Source organism: Bacillus sp. LJBV19 (assembly GCF_017797845.1).
Taxonomy (GTDB): Bacteria; Bacillota; Bacilli; order Bacillales; family Bacillaceae; genus Bacillus; species Bacillus velezensis.
This window is the reverse complement of record NZ_CP072563.1, coordinates 1,878,198-1,897,359: the sequence shown is the minus strand read 5'-3', so window position 1 is coordinate 1,897,359 and position 19,162 is coordinate 1,878,198. Positions and strand designations below refer to the sequence as shown.

Sequence of the window (19,162 nt, the reverse complement as noted above, 5' to 3'; positions counted from 1 at the left end):
ATCACTTTGCTTTATTTTGTATTCAAAAAGCCTTGTTTCCGAAAAGGGTTTCATACACAGAAGCGTAAGTATACCCTTCATCTTTTTTCTTCCATTCGGTTACCTGCGGAAGCGTGAGTGATCCGATAATGCACAGTTAAAAATTTCAGTCCGAACAGCCACATATGATGAACGGCCTTCAGGCTTGTTTCGCTCTGGGCTGAAATAAGAAATGTCTCTGCCAGCGGAAGATGACACGCCCCCCATTTCGTCTGCAGATAAATCCCTTCATCACCCGCTCCGCTTTTTCGCCGTCTGCTTGTCAAAACAAGATTCTGCTTACGCGCATAAGGTTTTAAAATGCCCGTCATTTGGCCGTACGGCAGCGGGAGAGATATATTCATGTATCCTTCCCCTTTTGCCCTGTACGCTGAATACAGCGCAGTAAAAACGGTTTCCTGCTTTTCATTTGTTCTGATCCACGCACGGACATTTTTTCTGCCGTCTTTGTCAGAGTCAACGCCTATAATATCACTGTGCATAATATACCAATCCGGATTCATGGACAGGTGAATCTGCCCCGCTCTTCTGCTGAACGGCTCGTACACGCGCGCGAACGGACGAAACCATCCGCTCCACGTCACTTTTGCCATGATGTCATAATCAATTGTCTCTTCATAAAAGGAAATAACGGCCGACGCCAGTTTTTCAATTGAAAAGTCTTCAGAATGCAGTTCTCTCATCTGATCCAGAAGGCCGGTATAATGGATGTCATTTGCTGCATGAATATCAGTCAAAAATTCTTTGCCTATCGTTCTCTTCCCGTAAATACGGCTGAACGTTCTATCACTGCCCTCATCAAACGGTCTCGGATTTTCCAACCTCCACCCCGCCAAAGCCGGCAGGATAACGCCGAATGCATTGACGGCCCCGTGAATCCAAATCATCTGGCTGATCGTGAGCGTTGCCTCCTCGCGGTAAACACCGTACGAATATATCAAAGAAAAAGCAATTGTGATCATTAACACAGCCGAAGAACTCCTGATCAAGATCCTGCCTGTTTTCGTAACAAACGGCGCCTTAAAGACGAGATATGCATTTACATACAGACCCGCCAGATACAGAGCGACAGCAATCACATCAAGTGTCTTTGAAAATGTAATCCCCAAGGCAATAAGGATCGGCGAAATCAAAATAATGACCGTGCTCCACTGGTAAAGTTCGCGTTTCTCCCGTATGATCCTGCCGAGCAATCCGTTAAAGATCGGAATGAGAAAAGCGGAATAGTGAAAGTGCACCGCCGTCAGCAGAACGATAAGCGGGCCGAAATTCATGACGGGAATCTCAAGGACATATGCGAAGAACCAGAATCCGCCCCCGGCCAAATAAATGAAACCCGCCATAACAGACATCTCTTCTGTTCTGTGAATATTTGTTTTCATCAGCCGCCGGACAGCATACAGTGCCAGCCCAAACGTATAAATGAGCCACACAACGGCAAAAAAACTGAAGTCTGTGACAAGCGCAAGCACCGCACATAAAGCGGCAACAGGATAACTCCGTAACAACACATTCTCTAAGGTCTTTGACGGCCGAAAAGCAAAATCGAATACAGCAGGAACGAAAAAAAGTACAGAAAATAAAACAAACGTCTCAGCAGCTGATATATGCGGAGCTTCAGCCGCCGCAAATCCCAAAAAGCAAATCACGCTTACCATGAGATGACGCTTCAGCATGTTTCTCCCTCTGTTTCCCGGAAAGTCCCCCGGTAAGAGAAAAGCGTGCCGAGTATCCGATTTTTTACATGAACCTTTATGCTGAAGCAATTCATTTCCTCATCATAAGCCTCATAAACGGTTGAACTGCCGCACAGCCATGCCGGAAGCGGGATTTTCTTTCCGCCTATCAGGAGCCACTGCCTTCCGGATGTAATAACAAGCCCTCCTTCTGAAGACGCTTCTAAATGCAGTTCAGACAGTAGGATGTGAGGTTTGCCAAAGTAATCCAGAATTCTGTTTTCCCGCTCATCATATTCCATGACCGCATCAAAAAAACGCGTTTTGCCTTTAAAGAAAAAGGTACGATTCCATTCCACGCCATTTTGCCTGTTTTTGTTTTCGATAGTGAAAGGGATATCGTTTCCCCTCTCTGAGAAAAAACATCTGAAAAAAACACCTGTCTTTAAAAGCATTCTGACAAGAAAAGAACCTCCCTTTATTTCTGACATAACGCCTTCTCCGCAAAACGTGCGTGATCCGTCAAATCTGTACCGTTTCTGCAGCATCGGGTGCAGTGATTGATAATGAGTAATCGCTTTTTCATACATTGAATCCGTCATTTCACTTCTCTCTTTCGTTTTGTATGCCAGGCGCTCGGCAGCTTGAGCTTAAGAATCATGCCGGCTATCGTAAGTACTCCTAATGAGATCAAGAATCCGCCGCCGGAATATAGCAGTGCCGTTACACAAAAGAAGGCCGACTGTCCGGCGTGAATCAGCCACTTTCTCCGCATGGGAAGCAGCCATAATACCCCTAACCCTGTCTCCAGCGCTCCCCTCACGACCTCTGCATCGGCACAGCCATCATGAAAGCCTTGAAGAAACCAATACAGACTGAATATGAGACACATACAGACATAGACAAATCCGAAACGGACTGATATCTTCGGATGTCTGTTTTGTTCTATCCAAAGCCGCAACGCATCAAAGCTCCATGCGGTAGCCCAGCTTAGCAGCGGACGAAATAAAAACCGGTCTATCCAACTTCCCGGCAGACCGCGGGCCGTTTCATATTGATATTGAGTCAAAAATGCGGTTTGTCCGTTATCCCGCTCTATATACTTCCAGTAGCCCCTGCCTTCTTTTATAAGTGACAGCGGATGATCAGAGGCAAAAGCGAGCGAAGACACTCTTTCTGACGAGCGAGGCCTTATGTCACCTATTGATTCGCCCGTGCCGGATACCTTCAGCCCAAAACCGATTCGTGTTTCATATAGAAATCTCTGCGGTTCATCTGGCAGCCTATGAAGATATGTAATGTCAGAAAAACGCAGATCCCATTCCTTATGAAGATGCGGGGTTTGCGTATATTCCCAAAGTGTTTCTATATCAGATGCAATATTGATTTCGACATATATCGGCTTCTGTTTCATGCCCCCTCCTCTTCCCTTCTTTTGTAAACAATTCCTATATTATCATAGGAACAAATCAAGCGGCAGAACGAAAAGGCCATCTCGTTATCGGCAGGACAGCCTCAGTGGCTTTGATGACTTACGAATAAGGTATCGTGTCTTTTTTATCTTCAGAAGCGGTTTGAATGATAATCGGGCGCACGAAACGGATTACCGCAGCCGAGGCCAAAACGGCTAATCCGCCTGCAAGCAAAAACGCCCCCGAGAATGATCCGCTTTTGTCCGCGATAAAGCCGGTTAAAGCAGGCCCGATAATACCGGCCGTGTTTGCAAGAAAATGCATAAAGCCGCCGACTGACCCGACATTCCTTTGATCAACCACATCATGAATGACCGCCCAATAGATAGAGCCCGTTATATATAAAAAGAAAACTGATAAAGCAACGAGAATAACGGCACTTACGGTAGTGGTAACAAGTCCGGCAAATCCGATCAGTACAGCGGAAGCGAACAGACAAGTGACAAGAATGACTTTCCGTGAGAACAAAACGCCTTTTCCGGCGGTTTTTTTGAATACATAATCAGAAATCATTCCGCCTGCCGCCAAACCGATAAATCCAAGAATCCAGGGAATAACAGTCACCACGCTCATAAATTCAACACTTAAACCGCGTTCTTTCACCAGATAGCTCGGAAACCATGTTAAGAAGAAAAATAAAATGTAGTTGTAGGCGAAAAAGGCAAAAGCCGTGAAGAGAACCGTTTTTTGTTTCAAATAAAAGGTCATCGGGATATGCTGCTCATGCGACTGAATCTCCGCTTTCATTGCCGGGGCGTCTTCCGTCGGCGCCGGCCGTTCTTTGACAAATTTAAACCAGATGACCGCCCAGACTAAACCGATAATCATGATCAGGACAAAGGAAACTTTCCAGCTGAACGCCACAGCAATCATCCCGACAATCGGGCCGGAGATCGCTCCGCCGAGCGGCGTTCCGCTGTTTGTCAGGCCGATGACCGTGGCGCGCTGAGACGGAGGAAACCAATTGTTGACCATTTTGCTTATGGCAGCCGACAGCGGCCCCTCCCCCATACCGAATAAAACACGGATAATCAAAAGACTTACAAATCCGAAAGCAAGCGCAACCGCTCCGCTGAAAAGAGACCAAACGATCATCGCCGTACACAATGTCAATTTAGCCCCGTACCGGTCAGATGCAACACCGCCGAGAAAGTTAAACACAGCGTATCCGACAGAGAAACTGCTGAAAATCAGCCCCATTTGGGTTGCCGACAATGTGAGATCCTGCTGTATGAACGGCGCTGCAATAGACAGCGCTGAGCGGTCTAAATAGTTAATCACCCCGGCTGAAAATAAAAGAAGAATAATAGGGAATCTATCCTTTGAGAACATAAAATCCCTCCCTCTTATTTCTTAATATTCAGATATTAAAATTGCCGGAGTAAACCGGTTTATGCAATGAAACCGGTTATCCGGATTGCCTTGCGAGCAGCGCCGGTTTATAGCGGTGAATCCGTTTTTCACCGCCATCTTTTTCTTGTATCTGGCGAAGAAGAAGGCTTCCTGCTTTTCGCGCCATTTCTGCCGCAGGCTGAACGATCGTCGTAATCGGAGGAGTAAAAAAACCCGCAAAAGGAACTTCATCAATTCCGATGACGGCTGCCTTATCCGGAATTGTCATATCATGCTCCTTCATATACTTCAGCACCTCAACAAGAACGATATCGTTTGCCGCCAATATCGCTTTCGGAGGCTCCTGAAGTGAGAACAGCTCTGACAAAACATTGGAAATATCAGCCGCATCGGCTGTTTTGATATATTCATTCCGCACCATCATTCCGTGGCGGTCAAGCGCCTTCTTATACCCTTCAATTCTTTCTACCCTCGGACTGATTTCCCGAATAATGGACGTCGTAATAATCGCGATTCTCTTTATGCCGCTTTCGATAAACCGGTCAACGGCAAGACCGGCTGCATGATGATTATCAAGCATCACTGTCGGAATCCCGAGTTCTTCAATGGTTCTGTCCATAAACACGACCGGAAACGTATCGCGTTTCATCTTTTCATATAAAGATAGATTTTCGCCCGTCGGAAAAATAATAATTCCGTCCACCTGCTTGGCCCGCAGCATTTCAATATATTTCTTTTCTTTTTCCGGTTCATCATCCGCATTGCAGACAATAATATGAAATCCTTGTTCATGAAAATAGTCTTCCACCGCCCTGATGACCTGAGTGGAAAAGGTGTGAAGAATATTAGCCACCACCACACCTACTGTAAATGTTGATTTCTGTTTTAAGCTGCGGGCGACGAAATTCGGCTGATAGTTCAGCTCTTGAATGGCCGCTTCTATTTTTTGTTTCGTTTTCTCGCTCATATAGTCATAGCGCTGATTTAAAAATTGAGATACGGTGCTTTTAGATACGTTTGCATATTTCGCCACATCAGAAATTGTAATGGTTTTCATAGACTCATCCCCGTCTATCTTCATTTTTCACTAGTATAAGTCAGAAGTAAATGGTTTACAATCTGACAGGGACATGGATTCTGTCACACTCCGGAATAAGCCATAAAACCTCCGTCGACGGGAACGGTGACCCCTGTGACAAAGCCTGAGCATGAATCATCCGAAAGCCACAGGAGCGTTCCCAGAAGGTCTTCCGGTTTCCCGAAACGTTTCATCGGTGTATGTGCCATAATCTTATTGGATCGGTCTGTCAGACTTCCATCTTCCTGTAATAACAACTCACGGTTTTGCGCTGTCAAAAAGAAACCCGGAGCGATGGCATTCACCCGCAGACCTTTTTTTGCGAAATGAACAGCCATCCACATCGTAAAATTCTGAATCGCCGCCTTGGCCGCGCTGTAGGCGGGCACCTTTGTCATCGGTGTATACGCACTCATAGAAGAAATATTAATAATCGCGGGACATTCCGCCTTCAAAAGGTCTTTTCCAAACACTTGCGATGCCAGAAATGCACCGGTAAAGTTGGTTGAAAATACGCTGGAAAACCCCGTTTCGTCCATATCAAAAAATGATGTGCCCTGTTCATCCTCTTCATACGTCTCACTTGCAGTGATCGCATCAGGGTGATTTCCCCCGGCTCCGTTAATTAAAAGATTGACAGAACCGAACCGGCTGATAATCTCGTCTTTTGCCTTTTCGAGCGAATCACGGGCTGAAACATCAGCCGGTACAGAAACCGCGGTTCCTCCAGCGTCAGCAATCTCGCCCGCCGCACGCTCTGCTTTATCAGCATTCCGGCTGACGATCGCAATTTTCATCCCCTGCCGTGAAAGCTCCTTTGCCATTGCTGAACAGAGAACACCGCTCCCGCCTGTTATGACAGCGGTTCTTCCTGATAAACGTTCATGAATCGGTCTCATCTCTTCACCCCTTTCTCATGAGACGAGAACGCATCCCACAGTCCGTTCAAGTACATAATTCCTAAGGCGCGATCATATAAACCATAACCCGGCCGGCATTGTTCGCCCCAGATATGACGGCCGTGATCAGGCCGTACATATCCTTTATAGTCTTGGCCGTGCAATTCTTTTACCACACCGGTAATATCAATGGACCCATCACTGGTAAGATGCGAAGTTTCCGTAAAATCACCGTTATTGCAGATTTTCACATTTCGTATATGGGCAAACGGCGCAGCTCCCGCATAGTGTTTGGCAATCTTCACCATATCATTGGCGGGATCCGCTCCCATCGAACCCGTGCACAACGTAATACAATTGGCGGGTGAATCTGAAATCTCTCGCAGCTTTTCGTAGCTTTTCTCACTGGTGATAATACGGGGCAGGCCAAAAATTGACCAGGGCGGATCATCCGGATGAATGGCCATTTGAATGCCGTGTTCCTCCGCTACAGGAAGAATTTCATGTAAAAAGAACTCAAGATTGGCCCAAAGCTGTTTTTCACCGACCGTTTGATAGGCCTCAAACAGTTCCTTGATCCGGGCCATTTTCTCCGGCTCCCACCCGGGAAGCGTCAAATCAGAAGATTCTTCAACCGTGCGGATGAGTTCCTCAGGAGGGAGACTTTCCACTTTCGCTTTTTCAAAAAACAGTGCGGTTGACCCATCCTCCAGCGCGCGGAACATATCGGTACGCGTCCAGTCAAATATCGGCATGAAATTGTAACAGATGACTTTCACGCCGAATTCGGACAGATTGCGAACGGTCTGTTTATAATGTTCAATATATTGTCCGCGTTCTTCATGACCGAGTTTAATGGCTTCATGAATATTCACGCTTTCCACGACCTCTGCATGAAACCCATAGGATTGAATGAATCTGACTTCCGCTTCAATGTCCTCCTTTTCCCATACTTCGCCCGCGGGCTTCTGGTGAAGAGCCCAGACGATGCCTTTGACCCCGGGAATTTGTCTGACATGTTCAAGAGTCACCGTATCATTACCTTGGCCATACCAGCGAAACGTGATATTCATGTTACACCCCCGTATATTCGTTTTTTCGGCAGACGTATTCTTTGCTGAGGGATACGGCAGCTTCATAGCCGCCCTTTTGATATGCTTTTGTCAAGTCGCTTCCCACACCCACCGCGACCGCTCCGGCAGAGAGCCAGTCATTCATGCTGTTTAATGAGATACCCCCGGTCGGCATAATGCGGACATTCGGCAGAGGACCGTTGACCGACTTGATAAATGAAGGGTCAAACGAATTAGCGGGGAACAGCTTTACCACATCACATCCGGCTTCGAGCGCCAAAGCCATATCAGACACGCTCATGCATCCCGGAAGATACGGTACGCTGTACTGGTTGCATAGAGATGCTATCTCTTTTACAAAATGAGAGCTGACGATAAATGAGGCGCCTGATAAAATGGCGTGTCTCGCCGTTTCTGTATCCATTACAGAGCCGGCTCCAAGAAGAATATCTTGATGCCGGAGTTCCTTAAAGACATCTTCCACTTCAGGAGTTGTGTATGTAAGCTCAATGGCGCTGATACCTCCTGAAATGGCCGCTTTTGAAACTTCAAGCGCCTCTTGGCTGTTTTGTCCCCTTATGACAGCCACCACTTGTGCATGCAGAAGTTTTTCGTAAATAGCGTACTTAGGCAGCATTCTCGCTCCTCCTTTAATCAAACGTAATGATTGCTTTTCCCACCTTGCCCGGGTGCTGTTCGATCAACTGAAATGCTTGATGGACGTCATCTGCTGAAAATGTATGTGTAATAAGACCGCCGTGCGTTAACAGGCCTTTATTCAGTAAGTCTGTAATGTACGGAAACTGATTCGTCTGCAATCTTGAACCGGTTATCGTGACTTCCTTTTTTGTGATCGGAAGCTGAGAAATGCCGGCAGTCCTCTCATCAAAACCAAGCACAACCACATGACCGGCCGGAGACACCGCGTCAATGGACGTTTCAAACGTTGAGGGGAGACAGACGGCATCAATGACGGCATTGGCGCCTTCATTTTTTGTCCATTCGTTCACCCGCAAAACGGGATCTTCTTTTTGCGCGTTGACGGTAACGTCCGCACCGTTTTTTTCAGCGAATGCCAAGCGTTCATCATTCAAGTCGGTTATCATGACGGAAGCGCCTTTGAGCTTTGCCATTTTTAATATGCAGATTCCGATCGGCCCCGCCCCCTGAATCAAAACGGTATCTTCCTTCTCGACTCTGCCTCTCCAAACGGCCTGGGCGCCGATCGTATATGGTTCTGCCATGACCGCTTCCTCCCAGGGCAGATCGGGCGAAACGGCATGCAGCTGCTTTTCCGGAAGCACGATATATTCCCGCATCCCGCCATCTTCATGAACGCCGAACACCGAAAGCGCTTTGCAGACGTTCGGACGTCCTTTCCGGCAGGCATAGCATGTTCCGCAATAAGATATCGGTTCAATCACTACGCGGTCACCCGGCTTGAAACGCCGGACAAGAGAACCGGTCTTTGCGACTTCCCCTGTGACTTCATGACCGATTACTCTCGGCAGGGACGCTAACGGATTTGTCCCATGATAAATATGCAAATCTGATCCGCAAATTCCGACCCGCTTCACCTTGACAAGAACATCATCCGCATGGGCAACAGACGGTTTCTCACATTCCGTCACCACCAGATCAAATGCTTTCCGTACTAGAACCGCTTTCATTTTCTCACCCACTTTTTAAGTTGTGCTTGCTAACGTTCAATCACAGTCTCTTTGTTTACAAATGACAGAACCTCTTCTAGATAGGGAAGCCCTTCATTGTCACCGGAAACTGTGGTGACGAGCGCACCGACCGCATTGGCAAACTCCAGACGTTTTTCCGGTTCAAAACCATGCAGATAACCGTACAGGTAACCGGCATTAAAGCCGTCACCCGCTCCTACCGTGTCAACAGGCGCAACCGGGAAAGCCTCTTTGTGAACCCACTTATGATCATGATACAGCGCAGAACCTGCTTCACCGTCTTTTATGACAAGCTGACTGATTGAATAGGTCTCTGCAAACCGGGCTAATGCTTCATTTTCCCCTAGACCTGTCAGCTGTTTCATTTCGTCCCGGCCCGCCAGAAGAATATCAGTATGCGGAAAGATTTGATGAAATGCCGCACGCGCCTCCTCAATCGTCCACAGCTTCAGCCTGATATTCGGATCAAAAGATACGGGAATCCCCCTTGCTTTGGCGATGGAAAGCACCCTTTCAGCAATTTCAAGGTTTTTCTTATCAAGCGCGAGGAACACACCGGTAAGATGAACGATGTGAATGCCGGCAAACATATTCTCTGTTATATCTTCCGGTGCAAGAGTCAGAATTGGTGAATTGAAACGATAATAAAACGTCTTGCCTGAACCGTCATTTCTGATCTCTTTGACATTTAAAGATGTAGGAAAGCCTTCAACATAGGAGACGTCAGTCACATCAATTCCTTCTCCTTTGGCAAACTGATAAATCACTCTGCCGAACTCATCCTTCCCCAGCCTGCTGACCCACTTTGAGTGCAGATTCAACCTGACGCATGCAATCGCAAAATTCAGTTCAGCTCCTCCTGCTTTTCGTTCAAAATGGGTAACAAAACGCAAAGGCCCTGTGCTTGCGGGATTTAAGGTGATCATCGCATCACCGATCGTAAAAATGCCATAATCAGAAGCCACATTAATACTCCTTTCCTTTAAGACTAAATCGGTTTGGTAAACCGGTTTAGTTAAACTTTATATGAAAGCCCTTACACACGCAAGATAAAAATACAATAAATTCATAAAAATCTGTTTTCGGCAAAAATAACCCGGTTTTTCACATGAAAAAACCCCTCACAACAAAATGTAAGGGGTTTTTTGAAAATTGTATGCATGTTTCCTCAGTTAGCAGTCTTACGTTCGGGGCTTGTACCTTCTTCTTCCGCCCATGTTTCAATATGCCTGAGCTCCGGAGTATTCTCGGCTTTGAATACGGGATCAAGACCTTTTTTGCGCTGAGCGGCATAATCCTTATAGATCTTGTAGGCTACATTACTCAGCAATAAGATTGCCACTAAGTTAATGAGAGCCAAGAGTCCCATAAACAAGTTTGCCATGTCCCAGACGATCTGGAAGTCAGCCAAACATCCGTATACCACCATCACTACGACGAATACGCGGTAAATATTAAGCCATGTTTTGCTTGTTTTAATAAATTCAATATTCGTTTCACCATAGTAATAGTTGCCGACGACAGAACTGAATGCGAATAAAAACATCGCAATCGCAATAAATGTCGGCGCCCATCCGCCGAGGTGGTGCTGCAGTGCGGCTTGCGTCACTTGGATGCCGTCTCCTTTAGGCGTAAAGCTGTACAATAAAATGATAAAGGCAGTCGATGTACAAACGATAAATGTATCAAAAAACACGCCGAGCGTCTGAATTAATCCCTGCTTAGCCGGATGCGACACATGTGCAGCCGCTGCGGCATTCGGCGCGCTTCCCATACCCGCTTCGTTTGAAAACAGGCCGCGCTGCGCACCGATAATAATGATGCTTCCTAAGCTTCCGCCGACGATCTGTTCAAGACCGAACGCATTTTTCACAATCGTAACAAACAGCTCAGGTACCGCTGTAATATTTACAATCACGACATACAGCGCGATCAGAATATACATACCCGCCATGACCGGAACGATTAATTGCGAGACGGAAACAACACGTTTCAGACCGCCGAATATAATGAAAGCCGTTAATACAGCTAAAATGATTGCGATAACTGTTTTATTCACATGGAATGCTTCGTCAAACGCGACAGAAATCGTATTTGACTGCACGGCGTTAAAGATAAGTCCGAAAGAAACGGTAATCAATACGGCGAATAAAATACCGAGCCAGCGGGCGCCCAGTCCCTTTGCCATGTAATATGCCGGACCGCCGCGGAATTCGTCACCGGAACGCACTTTATACAGCTGCGCCAAGGTGCTTTCCACAAAGCTGGAAGCCATACCGACAATCGCTACGATCCACATCCAAAATACTGCGCCGGGACCGCCTGTTGCAATCGCCAGCGCGACGCCGGTCAAGTTTCCGGTTCCGACACGAGAAGCGGCTGAGATAAAGAATGCCTGCATTGAAGACACTCCTTTATTTCCTTGCGGCTTCTCCCCGACGATTCTGAACATTTCAATAAAGTATTGGAATTGAATAAAGCGAAAACGGAACGTAAAGTACAATCCGATCCCGACTAAAATATAAACAAGATACTTCCAAATAAAATCATTTGGAACATTTATGATTTCACTGATGAAAGCCTCCATGTTTAACCTCCCTTTTACGTATCTTTTACTGTCATTTTTGCTGCATATGTTAGATCTTTTAACACAACGAGTATTATTATATCACAACAACAGTGGTTGAGAAGTTTTTTTAAGAAAATGTTTCGGTTTCTTCATCACGTCTTTTGCTGTCATGCCCCGTTTTTTATCTTACAGCCCGAAAAAATGTTGTCACGTCATAAGGAATGAGTGCATATCATAACAAATAGGTCTTTAAGAAAAAAGAGATGAAAAGATGGATGAAATGGTATATACTTAACCAGGATAATAATTTTTTAAATTTAATAAATGTGTTTACTTTACATTTAAATTAGGGTATTATAATAAAAATATTCAGAATTATGAAGGGGGGAGAACATTTGAAAAAAATCTTGTTTTTAAAAGCTTCTATTTTATTTTTAGCGATTGCAAGCTTTCATTTGCTCTCCATTCCCCATGCGTTTGATACTGCTCATCATTTTAAAGCGGTAGCCGACCAGCAGGAAATGCACGAAATGAAGGCCGGCCAAAATGCTGATGATGAGAAAAAATCGCTGACGGGCTCATATATCTTGACGGCGCTTTTTGCCGCTTCTGTCTCACTGATCGTGATATCAGACAGGAGACGCCCCGCTTCCCGGAGAAGACAGCGAAAGAAAAGCTTTTTAATCGCTAAATTTTATCAGTCCTCGTATTTCGATGAGCTTCATGTTCAACATCGCCTATCTATGTAACATAAAATGAGGAGGTTGTTAAACATGTTGTTTATCTTACGAATGGTGATTTTAGGGTTGTTTTCATTCACTGCATTGAATTTATTTGTATGGCAGGGAATCGAAGTCATTCACGCTATCACTGACTTATTCGGCAGCCATGAAAGCTAAATAGTAAAACCTCCGCTCAATGAGCGGAGGTTTTTTTTATTTTATTTTTACTCTTAAACATCAGACGCGGGGATACGCCATACATCTGTTACCGGCCCTGTCTCAGCTTCATCGGTAAAGAAGGAACCGTTGCTGTATCGGTCATTCGCCCGCAAGGACTTCACGGCGATTTCGATTCTCTCGCCTTTTTCTGTTTCCGCAGCGATCATGTCGGCTAAAGCGCACGCGAATACGCCGACTGCGCGATGCGGGTTCTTTTTAAGCTCACGCAGCATGATGACACCGCGCTTCGCCCTGGATGTTTTTTCGAATTCAGATAGGTTCATCCGCTTGATTGCTCCCCGCTGTGTGACGAGGACAAGCGAATCTGTCTCATGCAGGATTTGTCCTGATACGACGGTATCACCGTCTTTTAGATTTATGCCCTTTACGCCGGCCGCACGGGCACCGACTACATTTACTTCATCTTCACCGAACCATAAACCGTACCCGAGGCGGGTGGCGATAAACAGCTGGCTGCCGCCGTCTGTGACATGAACATCAATCAGCTCGTCGTCCCCTTTAAGGTTAAGGGCAACAAGCGCTTTCGAGTAACGCTGCGCTTTGTAATGCGTCATTTCAGTTCTTTTCACCATGCCGTTTTTCGTCATAAACAATAAATATGAAGATGGATCAAATTCTTTTACCGGTATAGCTTTCACGATGGTTTCATCACGGTCAATCGTGATGATGTTCGTTACGTGCTGCCCCATGTCTTTCCACCTGATATCGGGAAGCTGGTGAACCGGACAATAAACATAGCTTCCCTTATTGGTAAAGAGCAGAAGAACATCCGTTGTATTCATTTCAAATTGGTGAATCAGCCTGTCAGTATCCTTCATACCGAAATCCTGGCCGTTAGAAGCGGCAAATGACCGCTGGCTTGTTCGTTTTACATAGCCGTCTTTTGTGACTGTCACATATACGTCCTCAGAGGCAACCATGACTTCAAGATTGATTTTAATTTCCTCAATCTTTTCTTCAATGACAGACCGTCTGCTGTCAGCATAGGTCTTTTTCAATTTTTTCAAGCTGCTTGTAATGACTTTTAACAGCTTTTTATCATGACTTAAAATGGCTTCGAGCTCCTGAATTTTCTTGCTGAGCTCTTCCGCTTCCTCTTTTAACGCCGTAATATCCGTGTTTGTCAGACGATACAGCTGCAAGGATACGATCGCTTCAGCCTGCGGCTCCGTAAATGCGAATTTAGACATTAAGTTTTGTTTCGCATCTTTCTTGTCGCTGCTTGCCCGGATGACCGCTATGACCTCATCTAACACAGACAGTGCCTTCATCAGTCCTTCAACGATGTGATGCCGCTCTTTTGCTTTTTGCAATTCAAAGACGGAGCGGTTTGTCACTACTTCCTTCTGGTGGGAAATATACGCATCCAGGATGGCTGTAAGACTCATCAGCATCGGCCGGCGGTTATGTATGGCGACCATATTAAAGTTATATGTTGTCTGCAGATCAGTGTTTTTATATAAGAAATTCAAAATGCCTTTTGCATCGGCTTCTTTCTTTAACTCAACGACCACCCGAAGCCCCGTGCGGTCAGTTTCATCCCGGACTTCAGAAATGCCTTCGACTTTTTTGTCTATGCGGTACTCGTCCATTTTCTTTACGAGATTGGCTTTGTTTACTTCAAACGGAATTTCTGTAATGACGATCTGCTCCCGTCCGCCTCTTACGGATTCCACTTCAGCCTTGCCGCGGATAATAATTTTGCCTTTCCCGGTTTCATAAGCCTTCCGAATGCCGTCGACTCCTTGAATAATGCCTCCTGTCGGAAAGTCAGGCCCTTTAATCACCTGCATCAAGTCATCGACGGTGCAATCCGGAGATTCAATCCGTTTAATGACGGCATCAATGACCTCACCCAGATGATGAGGGGGAATATCAGTCGCATAGCCCGCCGAAATCCCGGTTGATCCGTTGACAAGCAAGTTAGGGAACATGGCGGGCAAAACAACCGGCTCTTTACTTGTGTCATCAAAGTTCGGTACGAATTCAACCGTATTTTTATCAATGTCACGCAAAAGTTCTGATGCGATAGAAGATAATCTCGCTTCCGTATAACGCATGGCAGCCGGCGGATCACCGTCAATGCTTCCATTGTTGCCGTGCATCTCAATCAGCACATTCCGCACTTTCCAATCTTGGCTCATCCGCACCATCGCTTCATAAACGGAGCTGTCACCGTGCGGATGATAATTACCGATAACGTTTCCGACCGTTTTCGCCGCTTTACGGAAATTTTTATCGAATGTATTTCCGTCTGCGTGCATGGCGTATAAAATTCTCCGCTGCACCGGCTTTAAACCGTCACGAGCGTCGGGCAGCGCCCTGTCTTGAATAATGTATTTACTGTAGCGTCCGAAACGGTCGCCGATTACTTCTTCTAACGGTAAATCATGAAATAATTCTGGCTGTGCCACTATTAAACCTCCTCAGCGACCGACAAGTTTTCATTTTCTAAAATATTGCTTTCCTCATCTAATCCGAAGGCAACATTCTTTTCAATCCATTTTCTTCTCGGTTCTACTTTGTCTCCCATTAATGTCGTTACACGGCGCTCTACCCGTGCCGCATCGTCGATCTTGACTCTGACGAGCGTTCGCGATTCGGGATTCATCGTCGTTTCCCAGAGCTGGTCTGCGTTCATTTCTCCCAGACCTTTATAGCGCTGGATGGTATACCCTTTGCCGACTTTCTTTAAAACGCCGTCCATTTCTTCGTCGGACCAAGCATATTCAATAATCTCTTTCTTACCGCTTCCTTTGCTCACTTTGTAAAGAGGCGGAAGGGCGATGAAGACTTTTCCGTGCTCGATTAAAGGTTTCATATAGCGGTAGAAAAACGTTAACAGCAAGACTTGAATGTGCGCGCCGTCGGTATCCGCGTCCGTCATGATGATGATCTTGTCATAGTTGATGTCGTCTATATCAAAATCTGCGCCGACACCGCCTCCGATCGCATGAATAATCGTATTGATTTCTTCATTTTTGAAGATGTCTGCAAGCTTTGCTTTCTCTGTGTTGATGACCTTTCCGCGAAGGGGCAGCACGGCTTGGAATTTCCGGTCTCTTCCCTGTTTTGCAGAACCTCCCGCAGAGTCTCCCTCCACCAGATACAATTCATTCTTCGCCGGATTTCTGGAACCGGCCGGTGTGAGTTTTCCGCTCAGCGTCGCTTCTGATTTTTTGCGTTTTTTGCCGCTTCTCGCTTCTTCTCTCGCTTTACGGGCCGCTTCACGGGCCTGGCTTGCTTTAATCGCTTTTTTGACAAGCAGGGTCGCCGTATCGCGGTTTTCTTCCAGGAAATAAGCAAGATTCTCGGAAATGACGGCATCCGCGGCGGATCTCGCCTCACTTGTGCCAAGCTTCCCTTTCGTCTGGCCTTCAAATTGCAGCAGTTCCTCCGGGATACGCACGGAAATGATTGCGGACAAACCTTCCCTGATATCGGCGCCTTCAAGGTTCTTGTCTTTCTCTTTTAAAAGGGCAACCTTTCGCGCATACTCGTTAAACGCTCTTGTCATTGCCGTTTTGGCTCCTGATTCGTGGGTGCCGCCGTCCTTTGTTCTGACGTTATTAACGAATGACAGCATATTTTCTGAATACCCGTCATTAAACTGAAACGCGAAATCGACTTCAATGTCATGATGCTCGCCTTCAAAGGAAACCACTTCGCATAAAGCGTCTTTTTCCTCGTTTAAATAAGCGACAAATGCTTCAATTCCGTTCTCATAATAAAATACTTCTTTTACGCCGTTCCGTTCATCAATTAATTCTATTTTCAAACCTTTTAACAAGAAAGCTGATTCGCGCAGACGTTCTGACAGCGTGTCAAAATTATAAACCGTTGCGCTGAACATTGACGGATCAGGTTTAAATTGGGTAAGCGTTCCCGTTTTTTTGGTCGTTCCGATTTTTTCAAGTGAAGTCACGGGCTTGCCGCCGTTTTCAAATCGTTGTTTATAAACATATCCGTCACGCTCAATAGTAACTGTCAGCCACTCCGATAACGCGTTTACGACAGATGCGCCGACACCGTGCAGACCGCCGCTTGTTTTATAGCCGCCCTGTCCGAATTTCCCCCCGGCATGCAGCACGGTGAAAATAACTTCCGGCGTCGGCTTTCCGAGCTTATGCATCCCGGTCGGCATTCCGCGTCCTCTGTCCTGTACAGAGATGCTGTTGTCCTTATGTATCGTTACGATAATATGATCTCCGTAGCCGGCAAGAACTTCATCGACGGAATTGTCGACGATCTCATATACCAGATGGTGCAGGCCGCGTGCGTCCGTCGAACCGATGTACATTCCCGGTCGTTTTCTGACGGCTTCCAGGCCTTCAAGCACCTGTATGGCATCTTCGTTGTAATCAAATTGCTGTTTTCTAGCCAAACGTACAAACCCCTTTCAAAAAACCTGCTCTTAATCATTCTCTTTTTTAAATGTTTTCATGTCTTTGTTTTTCAGTATGCGCAAGCTTCGGTCCAATTCTCCTCGGACTCACAATTATAACCAATATGCTTGATTTCGCAACATATTTAAGCGAATGGCTCGTTTTTTAGGCCGCAAGACATACATTCGAACGGCTTTTCATCTTTTTGGTGCCCTTTTCGGCGGATAAGAACATGAGTTCGCTTTCTATTATATAGCTTTATGCCGGCCATCGCAAACAGACTGTAAACCCCTGTATAAAGGGGTTTCTAAAAAAGCTGTTCATGCTTTATTGTATCTGTTTCATCATCATACGCAAAGAGTATTCTTTCAATAAAAAAGCAAAAACCCCTGATTTGCCAAGGATTTTTGCCTTTTTTGTTCCTATTTTATAACAGCGCGGGCGACTTTTATACATAAATCCATAACAGCCGTCCGTCCTTTGTCTGTAATCATGCGATACGCTTCTTCATTTGCAAGACCCTGCTGCGCCCAAAAAACGGGAGCGTCCGTCTGTAAAAATTCTTCAGCGACGCCGGGAAGCTGCTCAGAGCGTCTGAACACATTCACGATATCAATCGGTCCCTCCACGTCTTTTAATGAAGCGACGGCTTTAACGCCAAGCGCCTCATCAATCGTTGGATTGACGGGAATAATTTCATACCCTTCATCCTGCATCGCTTTGGAAACCATGTAAGAAGTCCGGTCGGGACGGTCTGACAGCCCGACGACTGCGATCCGTTTGCTCCGGTCCAGAATTTCTTTAATCTCTGACTTTGAAGGATTTTGCATCTTTACCATCTCCTTTTGATATATTGTACATGACCGCTTCGCCGGAATCAAAAAAAGCGCTTTGTCAGCTTAATTCTCAAAAAACTTGTCATCAGACGGTAACAACTCGTGTTAAAATAGAGTGAAGGGACATTGAAAAGGAGAAATGTAGATGTTGATTGCTTTATTGATTATTTTGGCCTATGTAATAGGCAGCATCCCGTCAGGTTTAATCGTAGGCAAACTTGCGAAAGGGATCGATATTAGAGAACACGGAAGCGGCAATTTGGGCGCCACAAATGCTTTTCGCACGCTTGGCGTTAAAGCGGGATCTGTCGTCATCGCAGCCGATATTTTAAAAGGCACCTTGGCCGCGGCGCTCCCATATTTGCTGCACGTCCCCATTCATCCTCTTCTCGCAGGGGTGGCAGCAGTAATCGGCCATGTATTCCCCGTGTTCGCAAAGTTTAAGGGAGGCAAAGCCGTAGCCACATCAGGGGGCGTCCTGCTGTTTTATGCTCCGCTGTTATTCGTTACGATGGTTGCAGTATTTTTCGTATTTTTATTCCTTACGAAATTTGTTTCTCTGTCTTCAATGTTAACAGGGATTTATACGATTATTTACTGTCTGTTTGTAAAAGACCCTTATTTATTAATCGTAGTGACGCTCTTGACCGCGTTTGTTATCTACAGACACAGGGCAAACATCAAACGGATTATAAACAAAACAGAACCGAAGATCAAATGGTTTTGATGAAACTTCAATTTTGACATCAAAATGCCATATGCGTTTATAATAGAGATAATTTCTTTATATGAGAAACAAAAAGGGAGTGTTCCGGATGAACATGAAAGTAACGAAAGGCGCGCTGGATTGGTACAAAGAAGAGCTCGATCTGGAAACAGGCGACCACGTCCGTTTCTTTGTCCGTTACGGGGGATGCAGCAACGTTCAGAAAGGCTTTTCTCTCGGCATTTTAAAAGACCGGCCGATGAACATCGGCACCAGCACGGAAGTTGAAGGCATTACCTTTTTTATTGAAGAAAGCGACTTATGGTACTTTGATAATCACGATTTGTCAGTCACATATTCAGATCAGGCAGAAGAGCCGGTATTTGATTATGTGTAAAAAAAAAGAACGCAGCGGATGCGTTC

The 19,162-nt window shown here is 45.9% G+C and carries 18 protein-coding genes; 4 read left to right on the top strand and 14 right to left on the bottom strand.

The genetic code is table 11. The annotated features are described in order from the left end of the window. Window positions 1-77: 77 nt before the first annotated feature. The 11 genes from J6600_RS09220 to J6600_RS09170 form a co-directional block, all read right to left on the bottom strand. Window positions 78-1,715: a YndJ family protein gene (locus J6600_RS09220; RefSeq protein ID WP_209388291.1), complete on the bottom strand. Its 1,638-nt coding sequence runs from the start codon at window positions 1,713-1,715 to the stop codon at window positions 78-80. Continuing rightward, window positions 1,709-2,317: a DUF4166 domain-containing protein gene (locus J6600_RS09215; RefSeq protein ID WP_017417889.1), complete on the bottom strand. Its 609-nt coding sequence runs from the start codon at window positions 2,315-2,317 to the stop codon at window positions 1,709-1,711. The genes J6600_RS09220 and J6600_RS09215 overlap by 7 nt, the downstream gene beginning before the upstream one ends. Continuing rightward, window positions 2,314-3,129: a hypothetical protein gene (locus J6600_RS09210; RefSeq protein ID WP_209388290.1), complete on the bottom strand. Its 816-nt coding sequence runs from the start codon at window positions 3,127-3,129 to the stop codon at window positions 2,314-2,316. The genes J6600_RS09215 and J6600_RS09210 overlap by 4 nt, the downstream gene beginning before the upstream one ends. 118 nt (window positions 3,130-3,247) lie before the next feature. Beyond that, window positions 3,248-4,519 carry an MFS transporter gene (locus J6600_RS09205; protein WP_072177665.1) on the bottom strand — a complete coding sequence of 424 codons (1,272 nt, stop codon included), beginning with the start codon at window positions 4,517-4,519 and terminating at the stop codon, window positions 3,248-3,250. Between the two features lie 76 nt (window positions 4,520-4,595). Continuing rightward, complete coding sequence (locus tag J6600_RS09200; protein WP_032875062.1) at window positions 4,596-5,597, bottom strand: substrate-binding domain-containing protein; 1,002 nt, start codon at window positions 5,595-5,597, stop codon at window positions 4,596-4,598. Window positions 5,598-5,680: 83 nt separating this feature from the next. Next, the gene (locus J6600_RS09195) at window positions 5,681-6,517 is read right to left on the bottom strand and encodes an SDR family oxidoreductase (RefSeq protein ID WP_017417885.1); all 837 of its coding nucleotides are present in this window, start codon (window positions 6,515-6,517) and stop codon (window positions 5,681-5,683) included. Beyond that, window positions 6,514-7,590 (bottom strand): mannonate dehydratase, encoded by a 1,077-nt coding sequence (gene uxuA / locus J6600_RS09190; RefSeq protein WP_209388289.1) that lies wholly within the window; start codon window positions 7,588-7,590, stop codon window positions 6,514-6,516. The genes J6600_RS09195 and uxuA overlap by 4 nt, the downstream gene beginning before the upstream one ends. 1 nt (window position 7,591) lies before the next feature. Next, window positions 7,592-8,227: a bifunctional 2-keto-4-hydroxyglutarate aldolase/2-keto-3-deoxy-6-phosphogluconate aldolase gene (locus tag J6600_RS09185; RefSeq protein WP_012117658.1), complete on the bottom strand. Its 636-nt coding sequence runs from the start codon at window positions 8,225-8,227 to the stop codon at window positions 7,592-7,594. 13 nt (window positions 8,228-8,240) lie between these two features. Further along, complete coding sequence (locus J6600_RS09180) at window positions 8,241-9,260, bottom strand: zinc-binding alcohol dehydrogenase family protein (protein WP_209388288.1); 1,020 nt, start codon at window positions 9,258-9,260, stop codon at window positions 8,241-8,243. Between the two features lie 29 nt (window positions 9,261-9,289). Next, window positions 9,290-10,246: a sugar kinase gene (locus tag J6600_RS09175; protein ID WP_209388287.1), complete on the bottom strand. Its 957-nt coding sequence runs from the start codon at window positions 10,244-10,246 to the stop codon at window positions 9,290-9,292. Window positions 10,247-10,449: 203 nt separating this feature from the next. Beyond that, window positions 10,450-11,868 carry an alanine/glycine:cation symporter family protein gene (locus J6600_RS09170; RefSeq protein ID WP_100261812.1) on the bottom strand — a complete coding sequence of 473 codons (1,419 nt, stop codon included), beginning with the start codon at window positions 11,866-11,868 and terminating at the stop codon, window positions 10,450-10,452. Window positions 11,869-12,245: 377 nt separating this feature from the next. Here J6600_RS09170 and J6600_RS09165 point away from each other — a divergent pair, with 377 nt between their 5' ends. Next, on the top strand, window positions 12,246-12,599 hold the full coding sequence (locus J6600_RS09165; RefSeq protein ID WP_003153956.1) for a hypothetical protein: 354 nt from the start codon (window positions 12,246-12,248) through the stop codon (window positions 12,597-12,599). Between the two features lie 24 nt (window positions 12,600-12,623). Further along, window positions 12,624-12,749, top strand: a complete 126-nt coding sequence (locus J6600_RS19690; protein ID WP_003153957.1) for a hypothetical protein — start codon at window positions 12,624-12,626, stop codon at window positions 12,747-12,749. A gap of 53 nt (window positions 12,750-12,802) precedes the next feature. Here J6600_RS19690 and parC read toward each other — a convergent pair whose 3' ends face one another. The 3 genes from parC to J6600_RS09150 form a co-directional block, all read right to left on the bottom strand. Then, entirely contained in the window at window positions 12,803-15,226 is a 2,424-nt protein-coding gene (gene parC, locus J6600_RS09160; RefSeq protein ID WP_209388286.1) for a DNA topoisomerase IV subunit A, read from the bottom strand. Between the two features lie 2 nt (window positions 15,227-15,228). Further along, a complete protein-coding gene (gene parE / locus J6600_RS09155) occupies window positions 15,229-17,196 on the bottom strand; it encodes a DNA topoisomerase IV subunit B (RefSeq protein ID WP_209388285.1) in 1,968 nt (655 codons plus the stop codon). 423 nt (window positions 17,197-17,619) lie between these two features. Then, entirely contained in the window at window positions 17,620-18,027 is a 408-nt protein-coding gene (locus J6600_RS09150; RefSeq protein ID WP_007410316.1) for a CoA-binding protein, read from the bottom strand. Window positions 18,028-18,178: 151 nt separating this feature from the next. Between J6600_RS09150 and plsY the strand changes: the two genes are divergently transcribed. Both plsY and J6600_RS09140 read left to right on the top strand, forming a co-directional pair. Further along, complete coding sequence (plsY, locus tag J6600_RS09145; protein WP_014418024.1) at window positions 18,179-18,760, top strand: glycerol-3-phosphate 1-O-acyltransferase PlsY; 582 nt, start codon at window positions 18,179-18,181, stop codon at window positions 18,758-18,760. Between the two features lie 88 nt (window positions 18,761-18,848). Next, entirely contained in the window at window positions 18,849-19,136 is a 288-nt protein-coding gene (locus tag J6600_RS09140) for a HesB/YadR/YfhF family protein (protein ID WP_007410318.1), read from the top strand. Window positions 19,137-19,162: the final 26 nt, after the last annotated feature.

Excerpts from the sequence above, each read along its gene's own strand:
- J6600_RS09205 (WP_072177665.1), bottom strand. The coding sequence starts at position 4,519 with ATGTTCTCAAAGGATAGATTCCCTATTATTCTTCTTTTATTTTCAGCC.
- J6600_RS09185 (WP_012117658.1), bottom strand. The coding sequence starts at position 8,227 with ATGCTGCCTAAGTACGCTATTTACGAAAAACTTCTGCATGCACAAGTG.
- J6600_RS09210 (WP_209388290.1), bottom strand. The coding sequence starts at position 3,129 with ATGAAACAGAAGCCGATATATGTCGAAATCAATATTGCATCTGATATA.
- J6600_RS09215 (WP_017417889.1), bottom strand. The coding sequence starts at position 2,317 with ATGACGGATTCAATGTATGAAAAAGCGATTACTCATTATCAATCACTG.
- J6600_RS09140 (WP_007410318.1), top strand. The coding sequence starts at position 18,849 with ATGAACATGAAAGTAACGAAAGGCGCGCTGGATTGGTACAAAGAAGAG.
- J6600_RS09195 (WP_017417885.1), bottom strand. The coding sequence starts at position 6,517 with ATGAGACCGATTCATGAACGTTTATCAGGAAGAACCGCTGTCATAACA.
- plsY (WP_014418024.1), top strand. The coding sequence starts at position 18,179 with ATGTTGATTGCTTTATTGATTATTTTGGCCTATGTAATAGGCAGCATC.
- J6600_RS09220 (WP_209388291.1), bottom strand. The coding sequence starts at position 1,715 with ATGCTGAAGCGTCATCTCATGGTAAGCGTGATTTGCTTTTTGGGATTT.
- J6600_RS19690 (WP_003153957.1), top strand. The coding sequence starts at position 12,624 with ATGTTGTTTATCTTACGAATGGTGATTTTAGGGTTGTTTTCATTCACT.
- uxuA (WP_209388289.1), bottom strand. The coding sequence starts at position 7,590 with ATGAATATCACGTTTCGCTGGTATGGCCAAGGTAATGATACGGTGACT.
- J6600_RS09200 (WP_032875062.1), bottom strand. The coding sequence starts at position 5,597 with ATGAAAACCATTACAATTTCTGATGTGGCGAAATATGCAAACGTATCT.
- J6600_RS09150 (WP_007410316.1), bottom strand. The coding sequence starts at position 18,027 with ATGCAAAATCCTTCAAAGTCAGAGATTAAAGAAATTCTGGACCGGAGC.
- J6600_RS09170 (WP_100261812.1), bottom strand. The coding sequence starts at position 11,868 with ATGGAGGCTTTCATCAGTGAAATCATAAATGTTCCAAATGATTTTATT.
- J6600_RS09180 (WP_209388288.1), bottom strand. The coding sequence starts at position 9,260 with ATGAAAGCGGTTCTAGTACGGAAAGCATTTGATCTGGTGGTGACGGAA.